Source organism: Syntrophomonas sp. DTU019, assembly GCA_913757435.1.
Taxonomy (GTDB): Bacteria; Bacillota; Syntrophomonadia; order Syntrophomonadales; family Syntrophomonadaceae; genus DTU019.
Map to the genome: position 1 here is coordinate 88,477 of CAJYDM010000003.1, position 16,734 is coordinate 105,210.

Sequence of the window (16,734 nt, forward strand, 5' to 3'; positions counted from 1 at the left end):
GCTCAATGTGCCACACTAACAAGGTTCCCCGTATGCCATATCCTTTTCATTAGATAATAGACATAAATAATATATAGAACCATATAATGTCTTGAACCGAGATATGCGTATTGGGCGGGGAGGAGAGAACTTGGACAGCCTGACCATTCCAACTATCTTTGACGACAACCCCAATATGTGTTTGATCGTGGTTGATAAAGAAGGCATTGTAACCTATATCAACAAGACCTATATGAGCGTGCTCAATGTGGCACCCGATGAGGTCTTGGGACAACCCATCGCATCTGTCACTCCAAACACTTATACCACCAGAGTCCTTCGCACCGGCAAAGCCATCACCGCCTACAATTGGAATATCAACGGCTATGAAATGATGGCTTCAGCAGTCCCCATATTCGAAGCAGATGAACTGGTGGGCTGTTTCGCCTACAGCATTTCCATGAATATCTGGGATCACAAGAGCCGGCTGGAGAGCCTCCTGGTGGAAAACAATATGCTCAAAGGCGAGGTCTTGAAAGCACATACCTCCCGTTACAGTTTTGACGACCTGATCGGTGAGGAAAGCCAATTCCTGCAGGCTAAAATCTTGGCCAGACAGGTAGCCCGGCAAGATAATACTAAGGTGTTGATCACTGGGGAGAGCGGCACCGGCAAAGAACTATTCGCACATGCCATCCACAATTCCAGTATGCGCTCCAGCAGACCTTTTGTGCGGGTAAACTGTGCCGCCATTCCGGAAACCCTCTTGGAAGCCGAATTATTCGGTTATGAGGATGGGGCCTTTACCGGGGCCAAAAAGGGTGGCAGGATGGGGAAGTTCGAATTGGCTAATAACGGCACTATCTTCCTGGACGAGATCGGCGAGATGCCTATGGCCATGCAGAGCAAACTGCTGGTAGTCTTGCAGGAGCAGGTGATTGAGCGTTTGGGCGGAAACCTCCCCATTAATGTCAACGTGCGGGTCATTTCAGCCACCAACCGCAACCTCGAGTCCATGGTGGAAAAGGGGTTGTTCAGGGAGGATCTGTTTTACCGCCTGAATGTGGTGCAGATCGAGATACCTCCGCTTCGCCAGCGCAGAGGAGATATCCGGCAGCTAGTCAATGCCTTTTTGCAGTGTTTAAATCGAAGACTGCATATGCACATAAAAGGCGTTAAGGATGAAGCCATGGAGGTCTTGCTCAAATATTCCTGGCCGGGCAATGTACGCGAACTGGAAAATGCTATGGAGCGCGCCATGAGCCTGGCTCACATGGATCAAGCCGATATGATCGGCAAGAGGCATCTGGCCTTTATCTGTGCCAAGATCAAGATTAACTGCTGGGAGGGCAGCAAAGGCCTCAAAACCATCGTGCAGGAGTTTGAGGAGCAGCTCATCAGTGACGCTCTTGCTGAGACCGGTAATAACAAACCTCAGGCTGCCCAGTACTTAAATATAGACGTATCCTCACTTTACCGTAAAATGCGTAAATACGGCATTCCTGTCGATTGACTGTTAACCCTCTCAATCCCCATAAAACCACACTTTAATGCAGTTACTTCTTGCCTTCCGAGCAGGTCCTCTTCCGGCCGAACAAGACTGGCATCTTTATGACTGACTTGGTTTTGCCTTACAGGATGCCCCCGTTCAATCTGTATAAACATATTCGCAATCAAATAAGAATCGCTAATAGCGCTATTTCAACAGCGCCAACAGGTCGTAGCAGCCCATTGCTATATCTGAACCGACCATTCCCGGGGGTTATCCTGCTACCGACTGCTTAAGGCCAATGGCACATCTACCAATCTATTCTTAAGTCTGCCACAGACCCAAACCCCGGACTTCATGGGGCTTTTTCTCATGGTCAGGGGCTTTTGCCTAAAAAGCGAGTCGCAGCTTTCTTGGCCTCATACAGATATCCCCGATATATAGGGGTTTTGGAATCTGCAGACAAATGGCACGAACCTTGCTATTCAGTGTGCAAAAGTCAGAGAGGAGGGATGAGCGGGATCAGGCTGTATATACGGTGAGTTTAGAAAAGGAAGGGATAAATATGGGATTTGGATTTACTTACAATGAAGATCAATTAGCACTGCAGCGCACCGTCAGGAAGTTCACCGAAAACGAAATCGTACCGGTGCGCCATGATTATGATGAATCTGAGGAATTTCCCTGGCCGGTGGTCAAGAAGATGCACGAGCTGGGAATTTCCTGTATGAATGCCCCGGAAAAATACAACGGCATGAGTTTCGGAAATGTTGGCCTGTGCATGGTTGTGGAGGAGATCTGCAAAGGCTGCCTGGGTATTGCCATCACGCCTTTGGCCAATATGCTGGCCTCGGAGCCGGTCTTGTATGCCGGCACTGAAGAACAGATGGAGTGGTGGTTCCCGGGCATCTGCGAAGGAGGTCAACTGGCCTCTTATGCCGTGACCGAACCTGCTGCCGGATCTGACGTGGCGGGTATAACCACCACCGTCAAAAAGGACGGCGATTATTACATCCTCAACGGCACCAAATGCTTTATCACCAATGCCCGCTATGCCGACAAATACACCGTCCTGGCAACCCATGACCGCAGCAAAGGCAACCGCGCCCAGTCATTTTTTATGGTAGACCGCAACACCGAAGGGCTCTCCATCGGCAAAAGTGAGCACAAGATGGGTATGCGCTGTTCGGACACCTCCGAGCTCATTCTGGATAATGTTCGCGTGCACAAGAAATTCCGCCTCGGTGAAGAAGGTGACGGCTTTAAATTGGCCATGAAGGCCTTCAACTCCTCGCGTCCTTTCATCGCTGCGGCTGCGGTAGGGGTGGCTAACGGGGCTTTTGAATTTGCCCGCGGTTATGCCAAGGAGCGGCGAGCTTTCGGCAAACCTATCGCCAGCTTCCAGGCGGTTCAATTCATGCTGGCGGATATGAAAATGAATATTGAAGCTTCCCGGCTGCTCTATCAGAAAGCTGCCTGGCTATTGGACGAAGGCTTGATGGCGGCGGAGATTTCTGCAATCTGCAAGTGCTTTGCAGCTGATATGTGCATGCAGGTCACCACTGACGCAGTGCAGATACTGGGCGGCTATGGCTTCTGCCGGGATTACCCGGTGGAGAAGATGATGCGCGATTCCAAGATTCTGCAGATATTTGAAGGTACCTCTCAGATCCAGCGGGTGATCATCGCCAAGGACCTGCTGGCATAGAATTTTGTCCCTTTTCAAAAGTGCCAGAATTTCCACCTGCCACGAAGGCAGGTCGTAAAACCCCATTGAAGGAGGAGCAGGAAAATGCAGTATCAGCCAATGCCGATTAAGAAAGGCCGGGCCAAACCGCCCGCCTATAAGATCATGACTGCCAAAGAGGCCATCGAAAAATATATTCATGAAAACTGCTACCTGGGCATGACCGTCAGCGCCGCTCCGGCAGCCCTGATATGGGAGATGGTCAGGCAGCGCGACCGCATCAAGACCGTCGACCTGGTCATTACCAGCCAGATCGGGATGTCCTCCGCTTTAATCGGGGCCGGTCTGGTGCGCAAGATCGAGATGGGCTACAACTGGGGCGGAATAGAAGGTGAAGACAAAGTGTTCCGCCGGGCCGTGGAAAAGGGCATCCCCAGACCGTTGGAAGTGGAGGACTACAGCAACTTCGGGGCTGCTATGCGCTGGGCGGCAGCTTCTATGGGCCTGCCTTTTATGCCCACCAAATCACAGTTGGGCTCTGAAATACCCGAATACAACCCTAAAATCAAGGTTATCAACGATCCTTATAATAATGAACCGGTGGCCCTGGTTCCGGCTTCATACCCGGATGTGGCCGTAATCCATGCCTCTCGCGCTGATGAGATCGGCAATGTGCAGTGCTTTGGACTTTACGGCAATACCGATACTTTGGCCCGTTCCGCCAAACATGTCATTGTCAGTGTTGAGGAGATCATCACATCCGCTGAGATTCGCCGCATGCCCAATCTCACTACTATTCCCTATTACTATGTGGATGCGATTGTTCATGCCCCCTTCGGAGCCCATTGGCGGGAATCGAATTACTATTACCATCACGACCTGGCTTTCGGGTTGGACGGCTACCGGCAATTTGCCACCAAAGAAGGCTTCGATGCCTGGATTGAAAAATACATCCTGGGCACCAAGGACTGGGATGAATACTGCAAATTGGTGGGCTATGACCGGCTTTACCGCCTAATGCAGAGTGAGCACAAATATCAGCAATTCGGAGAGGTGAGGTGATCAGTATGTCCAACTATACCCGTGATTACAGCATGCCCGAATTAATGGCGGTCACAGCAGCCCGTGAAATTAAAGACGGGGAACTGGCCTTTATTGGTGTCGGTATGCCCCTGATGGCTGCCACAGTAGCTAAATTCAGTCATGCACCCAACTTCAATATGATGGTTGAATACGGGGCAATGGGACCGGCACCCCTGCGCCTGCCGATGTGTGTGGACTGTGCGGTAAACAATGAACGGGCTTATTTCGCCGGCAGTCAGCGTGAGGTAATGGGTGCGCAGCAGGCTGGTTTTGTTGATGTGGCCTGCATCAGCGGGGCTCAGATCGACAAGTACGGCAATCTCAATTCTACCGTGATAGGGGATTATCATGCCCCCAAAGTGCGCCTGGCAGGGAGCGGTGGTGCCAATGACCTGGCTTCATCAGCCGGGCGGACCATCATTATGCTGCGCCAGGATGGACGCAATTTTGTCAATAAAGTGGATTATCTCACCTCGCCGGGCTACCTGAGCGGACCAGGGGCACGCCAAAAAGCAGGACTGGTAGGAAACGGACCCGCAGCCGTGATAACCACCATGGGGGTCTATCGTTTTGATGCGGAGACTTGCGAAATGTATCTGGAAAAGATTCATCCCGGCATAGACCTTAAAGACATCAAAAAGGCGGTACAGTGGGATTTGGCCATATCTCCCCACTTGACCGAAACTGAACTGCCCACAGAGGAACAAATCATGATCATGCGCACCCTGGACCCCCTGGCCGTGTACCTGGGGACTGGGCGGCAGACCCTGGCAGGGGATTTTGAGGCATTTATGGCCATGTTCGAAAACAGCTACCATCCCATGGTCAAGCTGATGAGAAGCAAAGGAATGATATAGCCGGATAAACATAGGAAGGTGGAATCAATATGCGCGAAGTAGTCATCGTCAGCGGAGTTAGAACCCCGATTGGTGATTTTTTGGGATCCCTCAAGGATTTTACAGCGGTGCAGCTGGGAACCATCGCACTAAAGGCTGCTATAGAAAGAGCCGGCATCACACCCGCCCAGATCGAAGAGGTAGCCACCGGCCATGTCTATCAGGCAGGCTGCAAAGGCAATCCCAGCCGCCAGGTGACCATCCATGCCGGTTGTCCGGTAGAGACGGTATCAGTCACCATTAACCAGCAATGCCCCTCCTCAATGCGCGCCGCGGAGATTATCAGCCAGCAGATCATGCTGGGGAAAATCGACATCGGCGCCGCAGTTGGTCACGAGAGTATGACCAATATACCCTATCTGCTCTTAAAAGCCCGCATGGGCTACCGTATGGGCTCAGGCACTTTGGAAGATGGCATGATGTACGACGCTTTCATCGATGCTTTCTATAATTATCACGCCGGAGTGACAGCTGAAAACCTGGTCGATATGTACAGCATTTCCCGCCAGGAAGCCGACGAATGGGGCCTGATGAGTAATCAGCGGGCTTGCGCGGCTATCGCTGCAGGAAAGTTCAAAGAAGAGATTGTGCCTGTTGAAATCAAGAGCAAAAAGGGTGTCAAGGTATTTGATACCGATGAGCACCCCAACCCTAATGCCAGCCTGGAAAGCATGGCCAAATTGAAACCGGCTTTCAAGAAAGACGGCATCATCACGGCTGGCAACGCTTCAGCCATCAATGACGGCGGTGCAGCTATGATTCTAATGGCAGCCGATAAGGCCAAAGAACTTGGCATTAAGCCTTTAGCCCGTATCGTGGCCACGGCTTCAGCATCTGTAGATCCCAGCATAATGGGCATCGGCGTGGTCCCTGCAGTGAAGCGGGTGCTGCAGTTTGCCGGAATGACTATGGACGATATCGAGCTATGGGAAATAAACGAGGCCTTTGCCGCCCAGGTGATAGCCTGCAACCGTGAACTGCAGATCAATGTTGACAAAATAAATGTGCTCGGTTCAGGGGTGTCCCTGGGCCATCCGGTAGGGCAGACCGGCGCCAGACTGATGATCACCCTGATTCATGAGATGCGCCGCAGCGGCAAACAGTTCGGCTGTGCGACACTCTGCGCCGGCGGCGGCCCGGCCATGGCCACTATTATTGAAGCACTGTAAATGACTGGGGCGCTTTAACACCGCCCTGTAGATTAAGAAGGAGGCAGCCAGATGAGTATTTCTAAAATTGGTGTGGTTGGCGCTGGTACCATGGGCAATGGCATCGCCCAGGTGGCAGCCCAGGCTGGACTCAAGGTCATTCTAGTGGATATCGAGCAGTCCTTTATTGAAAAGGGCGTGAAAAATATAGTCAAGAACTGGGATAAAGATCTTAAGAAAGGCAAGATCAGCGAAGAGCAGAAGGCCGTTTTTGTGGGCAACATCGCCACCTCTGTAGATAAATCGGCCTTAAGCGATTGTGATCTGGTGGTCGAGGTCATCATCGAGAACATTGATATAAAGAAGCAGTTGTTCAAAGAGCTTAATGATATCTGCGCTCCCGAAACCATAATCGCCACTAACACCTCCGGCTTCAGCATCACTGAGATAGCGGCCGCCAGCGGCAGGCCGGACAAAGTGGTGGGGACCCATTTCTTCAATCCGGTGCCGGTTATGCGGCTGGTGGAGGTTATCCCCGGTGAAGAAACCAGTCGGGACACGGTGGCCGCCGCTATGGAATTCTGCAAAATTATCGGCAAGACCGCCATCGAGGCCAAAGAAGCCCCCGGCTTCATCGTCAACCGCCTGTTAGTGCCCTATCTCAATGACGCCTGCCATGCTTATGGAGAGGGGGTGGCATCAGCCAAAGACATCGACGAGGCTATGAAACTGGGAGCCAACATGCCTATCGGCCCTCTGGCCTTGTGCGACCTGGTGGGGATCGATGTACTCCTCATGGTGACCGAGTATTTCTTTAAGGAATTCGGCGATCCCAAATTCCGCCCCGCTTTGGCCATGAAACAGAAGGTCCGCGCCGGGCATTTGGGAATCAAGACCGGCAAAGGCTTCTATGACTACAGTAAGTAGGGAAAAAGGATTGATTAAAAAGAAGGTGAAGATATGACTTTCGATACTATCCAGTTTGAACAACAGGATTACATCGGCATACTGACCCTTAACCGGCCCAAGGCCATGAACGCCTTGAATGCCAGGCTGATAGAGGAATTGACCGAGGTTATAGACCTCATCACCCATGATGATTCAGTACGGGTACTGATTGTTACCGGCGGGGAAAAGGTTTTCGCCGCCGGAGGGGACATCAAGGCTATGCTGGCCTGCGATCCGCAGGCAGCCAAAGCTTATGTGAGACCAATTCATCAGGTATTCAGGATGATCGAAGAGATGCCCAAGCCTACTATTGCAGCCATTTCTGGTTTTGCCTTGGGAGGTGGGGTGGAACTGGCCCTGGTATGTGATCTGCGTATAGCCGCAGACAACGCCAAATTCGGCTTTCCGGAAATAAATCTGGGGATCTTCCCGGCTGCAGGAGGCAGCCAGCGCCTGCCGCGTTTGATTGGCATGTCCCGGGCTAAGGAATTGATGTTTACCGGGGATACCATCGATGCCAACCAGGCCTTGGAAATTGGTCTGGTAAATCAGGTGGTTCCTGCATATGAGGTAATGGATGCTGCCCTCAAGCTGGCCGTAAAGCTAAGTAAGAAATCGCCCTTGACTATGGGAGTATTGAAATCATCGCTGCACAGCATGCTAAATACCGGCCAGGATACCGGGCTGGAGATGGAACTGGAAAAGCTGTGCTACCTTTTTGCATCTCATGATCAGAAGGAAGGTATGCAGGCCTTTGTAGAGAAACGCAAGCCTGAATTTACAGGCAAATAAACCAGTACTCCTTGCTCCATCATCATAAACAGGGGATACGTCCCGACGGGACGTATCCCCAATCCTCACTGAAAAGATGGGTATGCGCTACTGAGACACATGCTTATCTTAATGATAAACCCCTCCAATGACCTTCTCTCAAATAAAAAATTTTGCCGATTTCTCGGCAGATCAGTGGTTTTGGCTCCATAGGCCAGGCCTTTCGGAAGCAAAACTAGAAGTCAGCTTATAGCACCCCATTAAAACCAAGATTGGAAAGACCTCGGGAGAAGAAAAAGATCTGCAGGCTCCGAATATGTTGGCGCGCTCACCCGGTTACGGCCAGATGGTATGCAAACCTGATTGGGTTGGCATAGATCTCTTTATCCAAATGTCTATCGTTGAGTCGACTGAGACTGACCTTCAAGGGTTTGCCGTTGACTTCGATGATCCATACCTTACCCCTATGGTCAATGCCCATATCCAGGCCCAACTCTCCGCAACATCCGAAATGGTTTTCAATGGCCTGACACGCCGTCAGGGCAATACGTGAAACCTTTGCTGCGATGCCGTTTTTTTGATCGGGCTTTTGATGAAATACTGTTTTCAAGGCATGAGGCCAGCTGATCACCGAACCCCCGCTTCTGGGACTGGTAATGACACTTTGGCGCGCCGCTACTCGGACCGCGATTCCGGCCACTATCCAATTACCGTTGATATCCTTCTGGCACAATACCCGCATATCAAACTGTTTGCCCTTATATTTAGCCAGGGGAATCTTTTCTTGAATAATATAACCCCCACCAGATTCGGCATAAGGCGCCAGGAAAGATCGAATACCTTTTAGGTTTTTCAGATGCCTTTTAACGTTTTGTTCAGGCTTGCGATTCTCCAACAGAAAGCCTTTACCCATTTTGGAAAGTCTGAAAACACCATTGCCTTTGCTCAGACCGTCCGGCTTTAAGTAGACCGCTTCGCAACTGTTCACCGCAGAAGCGACTTGTTTATTGGCGTAAAGAACCGTAGTGTGGGGCAAACAAGCAGCTAATTCAGGCACCCGCCTCAAAACTTGAAAGGTTTCCCATTTGCGTAGCTTGGGCATGGCATTGAATATAGTAACATTGAGGAACTTGGACAGCATCTGTCTCAGTTTGATTCCGTCACTCCGGCCATGCGCACCAAAACAACGGTCGTAGATGACAGCTGGAATCGGGAATAGCCGGGAGGTCCAGGCGCTATCCTGAACAAGCTGTTTATTGTAGACCCAGCCCCGAATAATCCCCTGACTCAGGGAAACATCCTTGACACAGAAAAAACAGGCTATAGCCCCCAAACGGTCACATTCATTCACATACTTATAGAAACTATGGTCTTTAGAGAGCCCTTTTGTCAGCTGCTTAATGTCTTTTTCAGATACAAAGATGCCTATCAAAGGACCAAAAATAATCTTGTTATTCAGCTCTACCCGTCCTAGTGAATCCAGATCCGGCAATAAAAGCTGCCGGGCTGCTCCCGCCGGTATCTTCAATCCACCTCGCGGCCCTACTATAGCTTCTTTTTCTATAAGCAAACGAGCAGCTCCAAACTGGAGAACTACGCCCTCCTCACTATCTGATCGGATGCCACCTGTAATATGTGCTTTCGCGAGCGGTGATCTTGAACCTGTTGGTATTTTATACTGAAATGCAGGCCGGGTACTTATCACTGCCATTAAATCCACCACCCCTTCAATATATTTTGTTCGACTAGTCTATCTTATGGGGAAGGGTGTTTTACTGACACCAAATGTTCAGCAATATTCATAGGCTATAAATAAAACAGGTGAAGTAGATTGAAAATCAAGATACGTGTAATGCAAGATAATGAAACGGTTCCCACCATCTTTCTTGATAAAGCGTCTGACGATGGTGCAACTAGGGATATTGTATATGGCGCCAAAAAAATAACGGCCACCGTCAAGCTGGCGGCTGGGAAAAACCATGCCGATCAAATTTTGGTCAACCAGGCGCTATCAGAGCAATTGATGCTGCGCAACGGACAGAGATCGATTTTGAGAAACACAGACCCGGAACAAATCGTATTAGGTCCTCTCATCGGTATTAATATTTCCGCAGCTTACCAAGCGCTCCTTTTGAATAATAATATCGAAGGTGATTATGGACGCTTTATCAAGACCGCCCGTTCAATGGGGGGAGAGGTATTCTTATTCGCTGTCGAGGATGTTGACACAAATGGCCTGTTCATAAACGGAATAACCATGACTAACGGTGCAGCCTCGAAGTGGAAGTATCATAAATACCCGCTTCCGAACGTCATTTATTGTCAGTATCATAATGATGACGATCCGCAACGTAACAAGCAGGTGCTAGCGGGTTTAGCCGATACTCACGGAGTCAAGCTGACTAATTACCCTGAACCCCAATTCCCTGGAATGATCAAACAACCTTACAAAGCTGCAGAGATGTTGGGGTGTAATGTTGAAGCCCGCCTGTTGATGCAGCGAGATCACTGCGGTTTGTGGAAGTATTCTGCTGGATGCGCAGTCCTGGTGCCACACGATCTGAAGGAATACAATCCTTTTACCAAGTACCCTTTGGAGTCCGCTTTAAGAGAAGTGTATGCCGACAACTACAAAATGATAGACAAGAATCTGATCCAACGTGCCCTGGCCGAATCTGTCAGGCTGGGTTATCAAAGCCCGGCCCTGCTGGAATTAGAATTACATTTTGGCATGGATTCATCTGGTTCAGCACATCTAAAAGATATAGACATAATGCCGGAAAAAAGATATGCCCTGGATTTCAGGGGTTCATCGGCTTCGTATTGGGCGCTGCGACGCCCACTCTATTATTGCTTCCATCTGGCGGGATATCAGGTGGGCAATGTTGATTTACCCAGATATATCAAGAGACGCTCCAGGCGGAGGGTTCTCATCGGCATATTTGAAGCTCTGGCCAGAATCAGATCGATAAAATCCGGAGATGCCGATCTTGACCAACAGCTCCTGGCCAAAGCTGGCAGGGAATTGGGCTGTACTACTTTTCACTTCTCATTCAATGACTGGGGGCATGACAAAACCGTTTACGGCTGGTATTATAGCCACCGCAAAAAAAAGTGGCTGCGGAAGGAATTCCCATGGCCGCAGGTCTTGTACGACCGGGCCACGTTTTTCAAAGCTTCGCAGCGCCAAGAGGCCAGAGCATTCAGAGACCGAGTGATGGACCACGGCACCACGCTGTTTATTAACAGCAGGTCTGTATTCGGTAAGGGCAGAACCGATCAAATACTGCGTAAAATGCCTTATCTAAGGCCATATTTGCCCCAGAACCTGATCGACCCGACACCATCCCAAATTGAAGAACTACTGGAGCAGTTCGCCATGGTATTTGTTAAAACTGAGTATGATTCAAGAATGTCGGGTGTATGGAAAATACAAAAACAAGATAACCGGTATATACTGTCAACTGAAGAGGCCAGCTTGAGCTACAAAAGCTTTGCTCAGCTGTGGCCCGAAGTGCAGGCGATAATCGCCAATGAGGCCTATGTAGCTCAACAAGGCATTTATGCTGCCGAATACAAAACCCATCCGCTGAATATCAGGGCGATAGTGCAGAAAAACCAGCAAGGTCAATGGGAAGCGGCTTTGATTAAGCCATGGATCACCAATTCGCCAACTGTCAGAGAATACCCTCTCAGCTGGCAGAAAGACATGCCAGAGGTTTTCAAGTCAAGGCAAAAGGTTGATTCAATATACCGCGATATATGCAGTGTATCCACAGCTGTAGCCAAGACCCTGGAGGCTTGGACAGGGCCTTTAGGAGAGTTAGGCATCGATATTGTTATTGATAAAACCGGCCACCCCTATATTATTGAAGTCAACGGCAAAACCAATAAGACCTTCTTTATACAGAATGAGCCAGCTAAATCCAGCTATCGTCTGTTTTACAACCCTCTCGCCTATGGAGTTTACTTGGCCAGAAACTTTTGACCGCGCAGGACAGTTGTCTTGCCCGGTGTTATACGCGCAGCCATTAACGAAAGCGAGTTGCGCAGCGGAAAGATTGGGTGGTTACGTCCCCGCGTGTCGTATCGGTTGAGCTATATGGCTCAAAGGCGATCCGATGATCAAAGCTGTTACTTCACGCTAAATCTCCATATCCTTAGCATAAGTACGGTAATATAACACGATCAGTTCATCCAGCTTTTTACTCAGGTCAATGACTTCAGGATCTTGAAGCCCCTTTTTCTCCCCCAGCTTAGTAAGTTGAAGGCGCAGTTGCTCAATCTTGATGACGAGATCCACTTACAATACTCCCATAGTTCAAATAAAATCAGCCCGCCTGCAGGTATATCTAATCTATCCAGCAGGGATTTTTATACTATACAAAACTGTCGTTTAATCTTGCCTACTATGATAAATTAGACGAATTTGCTGATAATCCTGCTAGATTATTGTAAAATACTGTATATCAATTATACATTTTGTATTTCTAGTACGGAATTGAATTATTTTGCCCAGTGAATTAAGAGAAAGCCCACAGCTGCCCGTCCCTTGTAACGGTTTGGGCAGCACCGAAAAAGGACTGTCAGATCAGGATAAGGCCTGGCCGTTTATAAGGTGTTGTCTTGTTGGTGATAATCTTCCACGGTGCAGCTCTCCAATTATTGGTATTATTGTGTTACCATGAGTTAGGCAGTAACCTCGGGAGGATTAATTATGGGTCATCTGGTGCATGAAAAAGATCAAGTCTTTTTGGCTTTGGCTGAACGCCTCAATCGAGAGCCGGTAGGTGCGCCGCCTAACGAAACCCTCATGGAGATCTTAAAATGCCTCTACTCCGAGGGGGAGGCTATGATAGGCAGCAAGTTCCCCATGATGCCAGTGAAATTGGAGAAGCTGGCCGATATATGCGGCTTCGATTCACATACATTAAAACCCCTTTTGGATAATATGGCTGATAAAGGCCTGCTCATGGACCTGCCCCGTAAGAATGAATTTTATTACATGCTCACCCCGATGGTAGTAGGCTTCTTTGAATACACTTTCATGCGCACAAAACACCAGGTTGGTATGCACCAACTGGCCGAGCTGTTTCGCAGTTATTTTGATAATAAAGAGGTGCAGGCCGAGTTTGCCGGGCGTGACACCAAATTTATGCGCACCCTGGTGTATGAGCACCTCATTCCCTTGGCGGTTGAGACTGAGGTGTTGGACTATGAGCGGGCCCGGGAGGTAATCCGTCAGTCCGGCGGGGGAGCCATCTCGGTTTGCCCCTGTCGTCACAAAGCCCATCACCTGGGGACGGCCTGCGAAGCTCCTCTTGAAGTATGCACTACCCTGGGCACAGCGGCGGAATGGATCATCAGGCGAGGCCTGGGCCAAGCAGCAACGGTGAATGACCTGCTGCGGGTACTGGATGAGACCGAGGCTCTGGGGTTGGTGCACAACTGTGACAATGTCATGAATCAACCCACCTATATCTGCCACTGTTGCAGATGCTGCTGCGTGGTCATGCAAGGCATCAACAGGCATGGGCACTACGCCACCCATCCCAGCAATTTCAGGCCCACCCTTGATGTAGCCGTATGTATTGGCTGTGGTATCTGTGCTGACAAGTGCCCTATCGCAATCATCACCATGCAGGAGGACCAGGATGGCAATCAGATACCGTTCATGGATGAAAAGGCTTGCCTGGGCTGCGGGGTGTGTGTCAATTTCTGCCCCAACGGCTCCATAACCATGTCGCGTCGCAGCGAGGTGCACATCCCTCCCAGGACCAGCCTGGCGAAGTTCCAGCGCATTGCTAAGGAAAAAGGCCGCTCCCCCCGTTGAAACCTGGCTTGGTGCTGCGGTTTTTTAAGTGGTAAAAGAATGACGTCATACTGGAGAAAGGGCAGTTAAGCGATCTAATCTGGCCCACTTGACTATGACGATATTAGATAATATTGGTTTGCTTTGCGGGCCTGGAAGAGAAGGGCCGCCATGGAGGAGGATAGTAGTGATCGAGCGCATACTGCCCAATATATATCGCATCGAAATCCCTTTGCCCAAAAATCCGCTGCGGGTGTTGAACTCATACCTGATCAAAGACCATGACAGAAGTCTTCTCGTGGACACCGGCTTCAACCTGGAAGCCTGCCAGATCGCCATGGACCAGGCCTTGGCGAAGCTGGGCATCAACATGGAGGAGACTGACCTGTTCATCACCCATGTCCATACCGATCATTCAGGTTTGGTGCAGCATCTGTTCCGCCCTGGTATCAGCGTATGGATGGGGGAGGATGATGCTGAGCTATTTCAGAGCAATATGCGAGAGAACTTGTTCATCAGTACGGCGGCGAAAATGCTGCATCGCAGCGGTTTGCTGCGCGAAGGTTCTCCTTATCGTCCCCAAGAGGAGGCGACCGCTAGATACGCTGACCGCGCCGAAGTGCCCATCAATGTGGTTCACGAGGGAGATAAATTTGTTAGAGGCGGTTATACCTGGCAGGCGGTATCTACACCAGGGCATACTGTCGGCCATATGTGTTTGTTTGAAACCGGTCAGAAGATACTCATCGCCGGAGACCACATCCTGGATAAGATTACTCCCAACATCGGCCTATGGAGCTTTAAGCATGACCTGTTAGGCCTTTATATCCCTAGTCTGGACAAGGTGGCAGCTCTAGATGTGGAATTGGTTCTGCCCGGGCACCGAAATATCATTACCGATGTGCGGGGGCGGATAGATGAGATCAAACAGCATCATGTCCGCCGCCTGCAGGATGTACTGCAAGCCCTGGGGGAAGATAAGAAAACCGCTGCTCAGGTAGCCCAGCGCATGCGATGGGACTTGAGCTACCGGGATTGGGATGAATTCCCCCTTAATCAAAAGATGCATGCCTGCGCCGAGGCCCTGGCTCATCTCTATCACCTGGTGGTCAAAGGCCAACTCACTATGAGTGAGGAAGCGGGCGTATTATATTTCCAGACCACTTCCTGACATTGCCGGAAGTCTGAAGTGATGGTAGGGAACCACTGAGGCTTTGAGCAATCTGGGCCGCCGGGACGAGAGCGGGCACCAAGGATATGCCTTATCAGATGCGTGTTCTACTAGGTAATAGCGATTGACACAGATTATAGGATAGTGGTTTTATAGCGGGTAAAAGCACCCAAATAACGGCACAAAATAATGGTCAGGAAAACCGGCATTTGAGCAGAGTTGTTCTGATAAAACCTACGAAGAGGCTATTATTTCAATAATAATGGCAATAATATCAAAGGGATAAAGCCCAAGAAATGACAAAAGGGAGAACAAACATGGAAGAAACCATTTTGACAGCCGGTAAACGGGACCGTAAAGGCGGTAAGTTCAGGGAGCAAGGCTATATAGCCGGGGTTATCTACGGTGATAAGGCAGGTGCTAGCAATCCGGTAAAGTTCAAGAGTTCTGATTTGCATCAGATCCTGAAAAGCCACGGCCGCAACGCCAGAGTGACTGTACTGTACGATAACACAAAGAAGCTCGGGTTTATCAAGGAGATCCAAAAAGACCCGCTTTCTCAACAGATTACTCACGTAGACGTGCAGGTTGTGTCCAGAGACCAGGAGGTTAAGCTACAGGTTCCGCTCATATTCAGCGGCGAAGAAGAACTGTCTGCCAGACAATTGCTGCTCATGGTAGTCAAACCCGAGGTAACTGTTTTGGGCACTATGGATGCAGTGCCTGAAGCCATTGCTGTCGATGTGGCGCAACTGAACGCGGGCGATTCCATTACCGTCGGGAATTTAACCATAGACCCGCAGTTGAAGGTGAGCGAGCGCGAGGATGTTGTCTTTGCGTCCATAAATTATATGCCGGTTCAACCTGCTGAGGAGGAAGAGGAAGAGAAGCCAGTTGAGGCCGAAGCGGAGTGATAAGCCCCATTGAAAAGAAAAAGTACCCCTCCGCAAGTTTCGGAGGGGCGCTTTTTACAATACTCGATGGCTCAACTGATCAGAAGCATTTTTTACCCACTGCCAGAGCGGTGAGCGAAGTATTGGTTATGGTAGCAAATGTAATATTGAAGCACTCCTGATTGACAAGTTCAACAACGTAATGGCAGCAATCCGGGCAGGATTCACAAGAGCAGAAGCTGAAACTGAAGGAATCGGACTGCTGTATGAAATCATTAACCTGACTAACGGCTACGCTGGACTGTCTTTCGAATGTCCAGGTCCCCAGAGGAACATGGCTGCCTTTGCAAATCCTGCTTAACTTGAACACCAGACGCAGCAGAAAATTCTCATTGTCACTGGTCCTGAAACTAATCAGCGAAGAGAAATCGAGTTTGACCGTGGGTTCGACTAAACCACTGGTATCAAGGGCTACTGTGGCCTGAACAATCCCGCTATTATTGCTGTTGATACTGCTTGAAGCCACCCCATTGATCAAAACGCCGCCGCAGGATATCGGTCCGGAACCTGTGCTGGTGCCACACCTTAAGATGGTCTCGGTTTCCTTGGGCTTAGGATAGTGATCCTTTTTGTCGTCGTGTTTATTTTTTCTAGGTTTCGGGTCATAATCGCAATCATAACTGTCGTCATAATACTCTTGCCGAGCACAGGTATCACAATCCTGTCTGCCATCATATTCTTCTGACCTGCGCTTGCCGCATCTGTAAGCATCTCTCTGATAATTGGTCTTCATCACATTACCTCCTGATTTAGAATAATCTGCCTGGATATTTTGACAATTAATGTCGGCCTGATCT

Annotated in this window: 14 protein-coding genes; 11 read left to right on the forward strand and 3 right to left on the reverse strand. The window is 49.7% G+C overall.

Features of this window, described 5'->3' with window-relative positions:
* Positions 1 to 130 precede the first annotated feature (130 nt).
* The 7 genes from AC15IQ_RS09325 (at position 131) to AC15IQ_RS09355 (ending at position 8,022) form a co-directional block, all read left to right on the forward strand.
* The gene (locus AC15IQ_RS09325) at positions 131 to 1,492 is read left to right on the forward strand and encodes a sigma-54 interaction domain-containing protein (protein WP_483178713.1); all 1,362 of its coding nucleotides are present in this window, start codon (positions 131 to 133) and stop codon (positions 1,490 to 1,492) included.
* Positions 1,493 to 1,934: 442 nt separating this feature from the next.
* A complete protein-coding gene (locus AC15IQ_RS09330; RefSeq protein WP_483178714.1) occupies positions 1,935 to 3,176 on the forward strand; it encodes an acyl-CoA dehydrogenase family protein in 1,242 nt (413 codons plus the stop codon).
* Between the two features lie 84 nt (positions 3,177 to 3,260).
* Positions 3,261 to 4,217 carry a CoA transferase subunit A gene (locus AC15IQ_RS09335; RefSeq protein WP_483178716.1) on the forward strand — a complete coding sequence of 319 codons (957 nt, stop codon included), beginning with the start codon at positions 3,261 to 3,263 and terminating at the stop codon, positions 4,215 to 4,217.
* A 5-nt stretch (positions 4,218 to 4,222) separates the two neighbouring features.
* A complete protein-coding gene (locus AC15IQ_RS09340) occupies positions 4,223 to 5,095 on the forward strand; it encodes a CoA-transferase subunit beta (protein WP_483178717.1) in 873 nt (290 codons plus the stop codon).
* A 29-nt stretch (positions 5,096 to 5,124) separates the two neighbouring features.
* Positions 5,125 to 6,303 carry a thiolase family protein gene (locus AC15IQ_RS09345; RefSeq protein WP_483178718.1) on the forward strand — a complete coding sequence of 393 codons (1,179 nt, stop codon included), beginning with the start codon at positions 5,125 to 5,127 and terminating at the stop codon, positions 6,301 to 6,303.
* A gap of 51 nt (positions 6,304 to 6,354) precedes the next feature.
* Positions 6,355 to 7,209 (forward strand): 3-hydroxyacyl-CoA dehydrogenase family protein, encoded by an 855-nt coding sequence (locus tag AC15IQ_RS09350; RefSeq protein WP_483178720.1) that lies wholly within the window; start codon positions 6,355 to 6,357, stop codon positions 7,207 to 7,209.
* Positions 7,210 to 7,242: 33 nt separating this feature from the next.
* Positions 7,243 to 8,022, forward strand: a complete 780-nt coding sequence (locus tag AC15IQ_RS09355) for an enoyl-CoA hydratase/isomerase family protein (protein WP_483178721.1) — start codon at positions 7,243 to 7,245, stop codon at positions 8,020 to 8,022.
* 307 nt (positions 8,023 to 8,329) lie between these two features.
* Here the strand turns inward: AC15IQ_RS09355 and AC15IQ_RS09360 are convergent, their stop codons facing one another.
* Positions 8,330 to 9,571 carry a YheC/YheD family endospore coat-associated protein gene (locus tag AC15IQ_RS09360; protein WP_483178723.1) on the reverse strand — a complete coding sequence of 414 codons (1,242 nt, stop codon included), beginning with the start codon at positions 9,569 to 9,571 and terminating at the stop codon, positions 8,330 to 8,332.
* Positions 9,572 to 9,832: 261 nt separating this feature from the next.
* Between AC15IQ_RS09360 and AC15IQ_RS09365 the strand changes: the two genes are divergently transcribed.
* Positions 9,833 to 11,989, forward strand: coding sequence for a YheC/YheD family protein (locus tag AC15IQ_RS09365; protein ID WP_483178724.1), 2,157 nt, complete (start codon positions 9,833 to 9,835; stop codon positions 11,987 to 11,989).
* A gap of 156 nt (positions 11,990 to 12,145) precedes the next feature.
* Here AC15IQ_RS09365 and AC15IQ_RS09370 read toward each other — a convergent pair whose 3' ends face one another.
* The gene (locus tag AC15IQ_RS09370) at positions 12,146 to 12,304 is read right to left on the reverse strand and encodes an aspartyl-phosphate phosphatase Spo0E family protein (RefSeq protein ID WP_483178725.1); all 159 of its coding nucleotides are present in this window, start codon (positions 12,302 to 12,304) and stop codon (positions 12,146 to 12,148) included.
* Between the two features lie 414 nt (positions 12,305 to 12,718).
* On the opposite strand from AC15IQ_RS09370, the gene AC15IQ_RS09375 reads away from it, so the two are divergent.
* The 3 genes from AC15IQ_RS09375 to AC15IQ_RS09385 all read left to right on the forward strand — a co-directional run bounded on the left by AC15IQ_RS09375 (position 12,719) and on the right by AC15IQ_RS09385 (position 15,898).
* The gene (locus tag AC15IQ_RS09375) at positions 12,719 to 13,834 is read left to right on the forward strand and encodes a 4Fe-4S dicluster domain-containing protein (RefSeq protein ID WP_483178727.1); all 1,116 of its coding nucleotides are present in this window, start codon (positions 12,719 to 12,721) and stop codon (positions 13,832 to 13,834) included.
* Between the two features lie 166 nt (positions 13,835 to 14,000).
* Positions 14,001 to 14,984, forward strand: a complete 984-nt coding sequence (locus tag AC15IQ_RS09380; protein WP_483178729.1) for an MBL fold metallo-hydrolase — start codon at positions 14,001 to 14,003, stop codon at positions 14,982 to 14,984.
* A 317-nt stretch (positions 14,985 to 15,301) separates the two neighbouring features.
* Positions 15,302 to 15,898, forward strand: a complete 597-nt coding sequence (locus AC15IQ_RS09385; protein ID WP_483178730.1) for a 50S ribosomal protein L25 — start codon at positions 15,302 to 15,304, stop codon at positions 15,896 to 15,898.
* 79 nt (positions 15,899 to 15,977) lie between these two features.
* Here AC15IQ_RS09385 and AC15IQ_RS09390 read toward each other — a convergent pair whose 3' ends face one another.
* The gene (locus tag AC15IQ_RS09390) at positions 15,978 to 16,670 is read right to left on the reverse strand and encodes a DUF4489 domain-containing protein (protein ID WP_483178731.1); all 693 of its coding nucleotides are present in this window, start codon (positions 16,668 to 16,670) and stop codon (positions 15,978 to 15,980) included.
* Positions 16,671 to 16,734 lie beyond the last annotated feature (64 nt).